This window comes from Acinetobacter sp. ANC_7503 (genome assembly GCF_056780035.1).
On record NZ_JBWYJA010000010.1, the window covers coordinates 122,244 to 131,805 of the forward strand.

Consider the following 9,562-nt stretch of genomic DNA (forward strand, 5'->3'; position numbering starts at 1 on the left):
TATCCTTATCGTTGAATAATTAATTCACGACCAACTCTTGCTTCAACTTTGCAATACTTCCAAAGTTTATATGGACCTTCTCCGACCACAGTCGTACGGAATAAATTACATGCAGCATGAACTGTTTCAATATCAGGCACATCAGCCAATAAATAGGTTGTCCAAGGCCAACCCGTACTTGCACCTACCATGCTTTGATCATCATCTAAGTTGCCGTATACATGAACGCCAGGTAAATCATGGATACCATTCCACATTTCACCAAATGCTGCCCATACTGCCTTTGCTTCTGCTGGCTCTGCATCAAAGAAGTTTTGGTTAATCCCCATACAGAACAATACGCGTAATGATTTTTTAGCTTCCATTTCGATTTCCTTCTTTTCGGTCATTTATAAATATCCAGGTGTCGGATTAAGCCCAAAGCTCATCGCACCAGCATTTTGTAAAGTTGCATCACCCATAAATGCATGCTGTGTCACGACATTCGTGTCATTCACAAAGCGACTAAATGGATGGTTGGTATAAATGGCAGTCATGCCAGCTAACATTTGCATTTTGCGTGTGACCTTTGCACAGACTCTTGCAGCATGTGTACAAGATAGACGCATATCACTAATTAAATGTGGCGCAGGTTTTCGCCCGTTGAGTACTTCTTCCCATACAATATCCATGGTGTTGTAGAACCATGTTCTTGCAGCTAGGAACTCAGCTTCAGCTTTCGCAAATTCGTACTGAGTGATAGGTCGATTAGCAATTTCTGCACCTCCAGTAATCGACGACTTACCTGGAGCTAATTTTCTAAATTCTTCCAATGACGCCGAGGCTACGCCAATTCCGACTACGGTGAGGACTTGAGTCGCCAAAGAGAGGGATGGATATTTGAAAAATGGTTCGCTGAGTTTAGATGGCTCACCCCGAACAAAAGTCCAATGCTCAGGTACAAGTACATTATCGACAATGAGATCGTGACTACCTGTGCCTTTTAAACCTACTGTATCCCACGTCATTTCAATTTGTGCTTTATGCGCTGGTAAAACAGCCATACGTGGTAAGCCATGAGATTCATTATCTTTGATCGGGGCAATGCCTACACCAACGATATCTGCACCTTTACAACCACTTGAGAATTTCCAACGGCCTTTTACAACTAAACCATCATCGGTCACTTGAGCAGCTTGCGGTGGAAAAATTCCACCAGCAAAAACGATATCTGGGCCATTTTTATAAAGTTCAGAAAGTGTCTCTTCAGGTAAACTCCCAAGATAAGCTGGGCTCATACCAAAACTTGCAACCCAACCTACTGATCCATCTGCTTTAGAAAGCCTTTCAATAAGTTCACAAAACGTACGCGGTGAAACCTCATCACCACCGAAACGTTTAGGAACTAAAGCACGATATACCCCAATTGATTTCAGTTTTTGAATAATGTCTTGACTCACGTATGCTTGTTCGTCGAATTCACCCGAACACGCTCGCTGTCTAATCTCTTGACATAATTCTTCAAGATCAATCAAGCTCTCAGTTTGATCTTTGGCTAAATTGCTCATTTGCCACCTCCTTGTGAATGCTTCGTAATATCGACAATGTGTTGTGCAATAGCACACAATTTTTCATCTTCACCATGCTTAGCGATTAATTGCATACCGACAGGTAAGCCATTTGATGTTTCATATGGAATCGTGAGCGCTGGATGGCCCGATAAATTAAATGGTCGCACGAGCTTAGTTAAATTGAGGAAAGCAACAGTATTTTCAGCTTCGTCTAATTTAGGTGGAAATTGAGGTAGTGTCGGCAGTATCAAGACATCAACGTTGTTGAGTAAATCATTGATCTGCTTTGTGAATTGAGTTCTGATTAATTCAGCATTTTCAACATCTTTTTGAGTGGTTTCAGATGCTTTTAATAAACGCTGCTGAACATCATTGGCTAGAAGTCCAGTTTGAGTAAGATCATGATATGCACCCCAAGTTTCATAATTAATGATCGACATACCTGCTTGATATGCTTCATCAATATTGTTTATGACTAGATTTTTTTGAGGTAAATCAATTTTTGTTAACTCAGCATCTAAGACATGCCAAATTTCAGATTCCGCTTCGACACGCAATATTCCTAATTGAATCTGCTGTTGATCAATTTGGATTTGTTTAAAAGTAGGATCAATGATTTGCATAGCAAGAATCAGATTATTGATATCTGATGCGAATGGCCCAACACAGTCTAAAGTGGTATCTTTTGGCCAAACCCCAACACGGCTAACACGCCCAAATGAAGGTTTTAAACCATACACTCCACAGCAAGCGGCTGGCATACGAATTGAGCCACCTGTATCTGTACCAATACTAAAGTCTGCTAGACCCGCCGCAACAGCTGCAGCCGAACCACTGGAAGAACCTCCAGGAATAAGCTTCGGATACTTAACATTTAAAGGTGTTCCGAAGTTTTTGTTTACTCCAGTTATACCGAATGCAAGTTCATGAAGATGAGTTTTTCCAATAATTTTGCAATCACTGTTGAGTATATTTTTTATAATTTCAGCGTGTGAGTTTGCAGGGCATGCTTCAACGCGCGCCTGAGTTCCAAGTGTCGTCACTTCATTTTGTATATCAATTGAGTCTTTAACCATGACTCTAATTTTTCCATCTCCTAAAGAGAGACTTCTAGATATAATATTCAATTCACTTTTCCATGTATTTTTATACTCAACATCAATATCTGAAAAATTAATGTATTTGTCAAGTTATTTTGAAATAAAATAATCTTTGTCTTTTTTCTTGTATAATCAATTATATTTTTTTAAGTTTAATTGCTGCTCATGTTAAAAAATTTTGAAAATTATTTGCCAAATAACGATCCCAAAAGTTTGGAAAATTTTCCATTTTTTTGGATATCTCAAGTTAATGGTAAGTATTCCCAATTGATTGATAAATCTTTAAAAAAAATAGGTCTCGATAATACAAAAAGAAAAATCATTTTGAGTACAAATGCTCTCGGTGAAGCCAATATCACTGAAATAGCAAATTTAGCAACAATCAAATTAACAACTGCAACTAAGGCAATCTATAGATTAGTCGAAGAAGGGATAGTTGAAGTTTTCTCATCCCCTCATGATGAAAGGATTTCTATGGTGAAGCTCACTGAAAAAGGATATGGTCTTGTGGATGAAATTAATCAGATCAATCGTGTTACTTTAGCTGGTATATTAAATTCTTTTGATGAACAAGAACTTGAGTCACTAAATTTACAATTAAAGAAAATATTCAATTTAATGCCAAATAGGTAAAAAGACTAAAATCTTTTTACCTACTAACGCTTATTTCATAATTTCATATTGTGGAATAAGCTGATTAAATCGCAAATTTTCAGCGAATTTTGATATGACATTTAGTTTATATTGATAAATATCCATACTTTCATATTTGTAAAAACCTGATAGTTCTCTAATGCCATTTCTATTTTCCATCATATTTTTTTTGATAATATCAGGGGCTTTGTAACGCTCACCAAGTTCTTCTCTCAAATACTCAGAAGCATGATACAAAATATCTCCTCCACCCCAATCGATAAACTCTAGCATACCTAACACTGAAAAACGCAAACCAAAACCTGTACGAATCGCTTTATCAATATCCTCAGCACTTGCTACGTGTTCTTCAACCATTCTCGCTGCTTCATTCATTGCCAATGCTTGAATTCTTGGAACAATGTATCCAGCAACTGCATTACAAATCACAGGGACTTTACCAATTGCCTCAAGTAATGTTTTTAGTTTTTCTACTGCTATATCAGCAGTATGCTCAGATCGGCTTAGCTCAACTAAAGGCATTAAATATCCAGGATTAAGCCAATGCGCATTAACAATACGTTCTGGATGAGAAATTAATTTTGCTATATCAGTGACCAAAAAGGTCGAAGTCGTTGATGCCACAATACAGTTTTTAGAAATTAAGGGTTCCAACCACCGAAAACAGTGTTGTTTATGAGTCATTATTTCAGGTACACCTTCAATAATTAATTCACAATTTTTCCAATCAATAGTTTGATTATCTTTGAAATAGAAATGAATTCTTTCTTTTAATACTTTACATTGATCATTCACTAACATCCCGATATGTTCTAAGAGATGCAACTCTTGGTCGAGGCTGTCATTCCATTTTTGCAGAAATTCATTTTTTTCTGCTGGGTTTCGATCTTTTACGTCTACAAGTGCAATCTCAATTCCTGCATATGCGAATGCGATCGCAATCGCATTACCCATTCTACCTGCACCTACAATAATAATATTTTTAATCATGCAGATTGCTCTCCGGAGTTCAACAGGTGTTTTAATTGTTGCTGTGTTAAATCAAATAACCCTAAATTTTCAAGAGTGCGACCCTCACTATACAAATCCCTACCAGTAATTGATGATGCGATATTCAGAAGCCCTTCAGCAATCGGCGCTTTGACTCCAACATACTTACCAACCGATACAATAAATGACAGGCCTAATCGTGTGTCTTCGAGCATATACCGATGTAAATGTAAATCTATTTTCTCGCGCCAATCGCCACTGTCAGTCAACTTACCATGTGCCCCCCTACCATACATCCACTCATCTCCTTCACCCTCTTTATTGTAATGATCTGCGAGTGGGAAATGCTGTTTCGAGTATCCCAATGCTTCACGAATATTCATTCGCTCTTGATCTAATAAGCTCGTTACTTTCCTCACTGAAGGTTGAGTACCTTCATTATGAATATCCCATACATCAAAATGTTCTAAAGGTGCAGCATTGAGCATAATTAATGGAGGATGAATAATGGGTCCTGCATTCATTAAAGCTCCACTCAAAGCATCCTCTATAGGCTCGATGCTGTCATAAGCTTGCTTTAATACTCTAATAGCATGATCTTTTAATTTTGCTGGATAGACCCCAGTAGGCAATCGCGTCGCATATACACTAATCACGATAGAATTCGGACTATGTTTTCTTACTAAATATGGCAAAGTACCCGTTTCAGCAAAAGCCACGTCAGACTTATTTCCAACTTTAAGCATTGCTTGAGCAAATAGGTATGTTCCAAAAGTACCTGGGGGTAAAAATACGACTTGACCAGATGTTAAGTAGGGTGCTATTTCAATCGATAAATCTTCATGGCTTGTTGCGGGTAAAGGAATAATAATCAATTCAGCGTTTTCAATAGCTTTGGATAAATCAGTTTCAAGTTGGATTTTTTGATGTTCATCCCCAACAGATACTGTTCTAGTGCCACGAAAGTCTTTTACAGTAAGCTCACCATATTTCGCTAATTCTTTTAGTGAATCTCGATCTCTTCGCCATAATTTAACTTCGTGATTTTTTTCCGCCATCTCCACTGCTGATGCATAACATCCATGTCCACCGCCAAGAACCGTGATTTTCATTTTCTTCCCTTACATATTTATTGTGTATTGTGATAGTAGGAAAGATTCTTCCTTTTACTCGCGTCAAAAAGCGGTGCTGCTATTCGAATTACGAATTTATTTCTATTAATTTGTTTTGTTTCACGGTTTCTGAAGGCGTGCATCCATAACGTTTTTTATAAAGCCGAGTAAAGTGTCCAAAACTTCTTACACCATGAGCATTGAAGATATCAATTATAGGCTGATCAACTTGAGTGTGTTTAAGTTCTTGATGAACTCGGTCCAATTTGATTGATGTCATGAAACTGAGAGGCGTTTGGTTCAAATAGGTATTAAATCCCTTTTGAAGCGTTCTTACCGAGACTTTTACAAGCCTCGCAACTTCCTCAATCGAGATTGCTTCCATATAATGTTGCTCAATCAAATGAGCTGCATTTTTGATATAACTTGGGATGAGTTGATATTTTTTATCTGCGATTCGTTCACTGAAATTATGTGGAATTTTGATCAGTAATAACTCAGTCAAATATGAACTAAAGCTATCAGAAATTTGCCACCAGTTTTCAATATTTGAATATGCAAAGCATAAGTAGTTCAGTGTTTCTAAAATTGAAATTCTTTCTTCAGATGTATAGGAAATGCCACTATCGAAAATAAGATTTTTTTGAGGGATATACCCCAACAAGCGATATAAAACAGTGTTGATCAACTCATGATCAATTTTTAATATGATATTTCTACATTTGGCTTGGAGTTCAATTCTATTTTCAAAATGAGGATGAGAAACTGTAAGTAATCCAGGACGTTGTTGATAAGTTGAATGATCATATTTGACTTTACATTCCCCTTCCAAATTAAATCTAAACAGATAACTTTGACACTCAGCACCAAAACTAATTTGAACTGGGGCATTGTAACTTAATTCAAATAGTGCAACTTGACCAAATGAAAACCCACTTAATTTTACTTCTAAAGATTCATCATTCAATACTTCAAATTGATGAGGGCACAAGTATTGTCCTATCACATCTTTAATCTGAAAATAATCTTTTGAAGACAATAAGTTGAATTTCTTTAAAAGTTTCAGATTCGATAAATACATGATAGGTGTACCCTCATTACTTTATTCAGACATGATTTATTTAGACTCAACTTGCAAACTATTTTCGAAGGCTTTACAACCCACTTTCAATAAGACAAAGCACAATACGCATGATATTGCACCAACGATAGATATCGATGAACCGACCATTAAAGGATTTTCAAAAATACGATCCGTAATTAAAGCCACTAATGTGGTACCAATACCTAAAGCAATCAAATTACTGATGAGTAAAAAGATAGATGAGATTTGGGCACGTAATTGATTTGGCGAAAGCATTTGCATTGCTGTTGTTGAGATCGGCATTGGGAAAGAAGCGAAAAACATTGCAACAACCAACAATGTAACTGATAGCCATAATTCATTAACTTGTGAAAACAAAATCATTGGAATAATCAGACCTACGATTCCAATCACACCCACAAACATAGGCGAATCTTTTCTGCCTCTTTGAATAAAATAATCATTCATCCAACCAGCCGCAAATACACCTAAAGTATTTGAAATCAGTAACACGGCACCCAACATATAGCCCACTTCAGTAGCTGTCATATTGTAATGTCGTATGTAAAATGCAGGTGTCCAGCTAATTAAGCAAAACAATGCCATGGCATAAAAAGTAAATCCCAAATAATGACATGTAAATGTTTTTTTATGCTTTTTCAAAAATTTAAAAGTATCACTAAGCTTTACTTTTACCACGTTCCCCTGCGCATCGACCATTTGCCCTTTACGCTTAGGATCTTTAACAGTTAAAAGTACCAATATGCCAATAATGACTCCTGGTAAACCTACTAAAATAAACGCCACTTGCCATGCCTTTAACATTCCAAATAAGGGTACAGCGATAAGAGACATGTCCTTGAGTAATCCAATGACAAAACCACCTACTAAGAATGCGATTCCCCCACCAACAAAAGATCCAATCGAATAAATAGCGACAGCTCGACCCAATTTATCTTTTGCAAACATATCACTAAACATTGAATAGGCTGCAGGTGACAAAGCAGCTTCACCAATTCCTACACCCATTCTGCTCAAAAACAACTGGATAAAGTTCTTACTTAAACCACATAAAGCTGTTGCAATGCTCCAAAATACAATCCCGGCAGCAATTAATTTTGGTCTTGAGAATCGATCTGCGATATAAGCCAATGGAAGACCCATGAATGCGTAAAATAAAGAAAAAGCTAGTCCGTGAAGTAAACTGAATTGCGTGTCTGTTAAATTCAAATCTGCTTTTATCGGTTCAATCATCAAAGCCAAAATTTGACGATCGATAAAAGAAAATATATATGCAATCATGCAAAGTATTACAACATACCAAGCATAAATATCCTTTTTTTTTGCATCATTACTCTTTAACTCGGAAATTTTTTCCATCGAAATCATCCTAAATATTTTATAGATCAGCGCTATCCCTATGACAAATCCATGCCAATTTATGCTGATTTATAAAATTAATATCATTTTTAACATTATTATTCTATTTATTTTTCCATTAAATATTACATATAAATAGATATTTTATATTAATCTAATCATAAAAATTAGTTCATGCTCTTCAATTCGTCTAGATAATCTAATATTTGTTTGATGTATTCATTATTATCGATACTTCTATAGGCAACTGTAATTGGACTTTCAGCCTCATTATCTAGAATTGGTATAAATTTCAAATTTTTCATACCTATAGAGCATGCACTCTTTGGAATAATACACCCCCCCTCACCAGATGACACCATCCCCAATGCCATATGGATTTCTCTCGTCTCGATCAGATTTTGTGGAATTAAGTCAAGTTCAGAGAATATTCCTTGAATAAAAGTTGAGAAGTTTGGTTTAGGAGTATTTGGATATATATAAATATGTTCGTTGACCAATTGTGATAAATGTACTTCCTTAACATTTTGGGTCACTAATGTATGATCTTTGTGCACTGCTAAAAAAAGTTGCTCTCTTTCGATCACTATTCTTTTTATTGAAGGATCACTAATTCCTAATCGACCAAACCCAATATCAATTTTTCCCAATTTCAAAGCTTCTACCTGGTCTCTGGTTCCGCATTCCACTAATTCAACTTTTATATTTGCAATATGCTTTCTTAAATAATCAATAATCTCAGGTAATTTCCAATAAAAAAGCGAACCAACATACCCAATTCGTACGGTAGTATCTGTCACTTTATATCGATTTACCATCGATTTAGCATGTGCTGTTAAGGTCAGTATCTGTACAGCATATTGGTAAAAAAATTCTCCAACTTCAGTTGTTTTGATCGGTCTCATGCCTCTTTCAAATAATACGACACCTAACTCTGACTCTAAGTTTTTGATTTGTCGTGTAAGTGGTGGTTGTGCGATACATAATTTTTCAGCAGCTTTTGTAATACTTTTTTCTTCGACCACAGTAGCAAAATACTTTAATGTTCTTAATTCCATTGAAATTTCCTCAATCCATACTTTTTTAGTATTTTAATATACTACTTAACCTCTATTTTCAATACTTTATTTCAAATAAGGTATTTAGCATATATTAATGGAATATATTGCTGCATGTACAAAAATATTGAAACCTTGCTCGTTGAAATCCCGACGATCCGCCCACACAAGATGGCGGTCGCAACGATGCAAACTCAAACCTTAGTCCTCATTAAAATCGAAACTTCGGATGGTTTCATTGGTTGGGGCGAAGCAACCACCATCGGTGGCTTAGGCTATGGTGAAGAAAGCCCTGAAAGTATCAAAACCAATATCGATACTTATTTTGCTCCACTACTCAAAACTTTTACTGATTTCAACATTGCTCAAATTATGCAAGTGTTGAAGAAGAATATTAATGGCAACCGTTTTGCAAAATGTGCCATTCAAACTGCTTTACTGGATATTCAGGCTCAACGTTTAGGTTTGCCGCTGTCTGAAGTGTTAGGTGGCCGTCTGCGTGACAGCGTTCCTGTACTTTGGGTGTTGGCTTCTGGTGATACAGATAAAGATATCGCTGAAGCGAAAAAGATGATCGAAGCTAAGCGTCATAACTTCTTTAAATTAAAAATTGGTTCTCGTGCTGTAGAAGCAG

General features: G+C 36.3%; 9 protein-coding genes and 1 pseudogene. 2 read left to right on the top strand and 8 right to left on the bottom strand.

Features of this window, described 5'->3' with window-relative positions:
* Window positions 1-5 precede the first annotated feature (5 nt).
* The 3 genes from AC1M9M_RS11660 to AC1M9M_RS11670 are packed head-to-tail and all read right to left on the bottom strand — an operon-like array spanning window position 6 to window position 2,677.
* Window positions 6-365, bottom strand: a complete 360-nt coding sequence (locus AC1M9M_RS11660) for a hypothetical protein (protein WP_035266405.1) — start codon at window positions 363-365, stop codon at window positions 6-8.
* Window positions 366-389: 24 nt separating this feature from the next.
* Entirely contained in the window at window positions 390-1,547 is a 1,158-nt protein-coding gene (locus tag AC1M9M_RS11665) for an acyl-CoA dehydrogenase family protein (RefSeq protein ID WP_481592079.1), read from the bottom strand.
* Window positions 1,544-2,677 carry an amidase gene (locus tag AC1M9M_RS11670; RefSeq protein WP_481596402.1) on the bottom strand — a complete coding sequence of 378 codons (1,134 nt, stop codon included), beginning with the start codon at window positions 2,675-2,677 and terminating at the stop codon, window positions 1,544-1,546. The genes AC1M9M_RS11665 and AC1M9M_RS11670 overlap by 4 nt, the downstream gene beginning before the upstream one ends.
* A gap of 138 nt (window positions 2,678-2,815) precedes the next feature.
* On the opposite strand from AC1M9M_RS11670, the gene AC1M9M_RS11675 reads away from it, so the two are divergent.
* On the top strand, window positions 2,816-3,283 hold the full coding sequence (locus tag AC1M9M_RS11675) for a MarR family winged helix-turn-helix transcriptional regulator (RefSeq protein ID WP_092767678.1): 468 nt from the start codon (window positions 2,816-2,818) through the stop codon (window positions 3,281-3,283).
* A 30-nt stretch (window positions 3,284-3,313) separates the two neighbouring features.
* Here AC1M9M_RS11675 and AC1M9M_RS11680 read toward each other — a convergent pair whose 3' ends face one another.
* The 5 genes from AC1M9M_RS11680 to AC1M9M_RS11700 all read right to left on the bottom strand — a co-directional run bounded on the left by AC1M9M_RS11680 (window position 3,314) and on the right by AC1M9M_RS11700 (window position 8,928).
* The gene (locus tag AC1M9M_RS11680; RefSeq protein ID WP_481596413.1) at window positions 3,314-4,300 is read right to left on the bottom strand and encodes a 3-hydroxybutyryl-CoA dehydrogenase; all 987 of its coding nucleotides are present in this window, start codon (window positions 4,298-4,300) and stop codon (window positions 3,314-3,316) included.
* Window positions 4,291-5,406 carry an NAD/NADP octopine/nopaline dehydrogenase family protein gene (locus tag AC1M9M_RS11685; protein ID WP_481596403.1) on the bottom strand — a complete coding sequence of 372 codons (1,116 nt, stop codon included), beginning with the start codon at window positions 5,404-5,406 and terminating at the stop codon, window positions 4,291-4,293. Before AC1M9M_RS11685 ends, AC1M9M_RS11680 begins: the two co-directional genes overlap by 10 nt.
* A gap of 88 nt (window positions 5,407-5,494) precedes the next feature.
* Window positions 5,495-6,487 (bottom strand): helix-turn-helix transcriptional regulator, encoded by a 993-nt coding sequence (locus AC1M9M_RS11690; RefSeq protein ID WP_481587688.1) that lies wholly within the window; start codon window positions 6,485-6,487, stop codon window positions 5,495-5,497.
* A 36-nt stretch (window positions 6,488-6,523) separates the two neighbouring features.
* Window positions 6,524-7,870 (bottom strand): spinster family MFS transporter, encoded by a 1,347-nt coding sequence (locus AC1M9M_RS11695; protein ID WP_481596404.1) that lies wholly within the window; start codon window positions 7,868-7,870, stop codon window positions 6,524-6,526.
* Between the two features lie 167 nt (window positions 7,871-8,037).
* Complete coding sequence (locus AC1M9M_RS11700; RefSeq protein WP_481596405.1) at window positions 8,038-8,928, bottom strand: LysR substrate-binding domain-containing protein; 891 nt, start codon at window positions 8,926-8,928, stop codon at window positions 8,038-8,040.
* Between the two features lie 114 nt (window positions 8,929-9,042).
* Here AC1M9M_RS11700 and AC1M9M_RS11705 point away from each other — a divergent pair.
* A pseudogene (locus AC1M9M_RS11705) lies at window positions 9,043-9,562 on the top strand (muconate/chloromuconate family cycloisomerase); the annotation flags it as partial.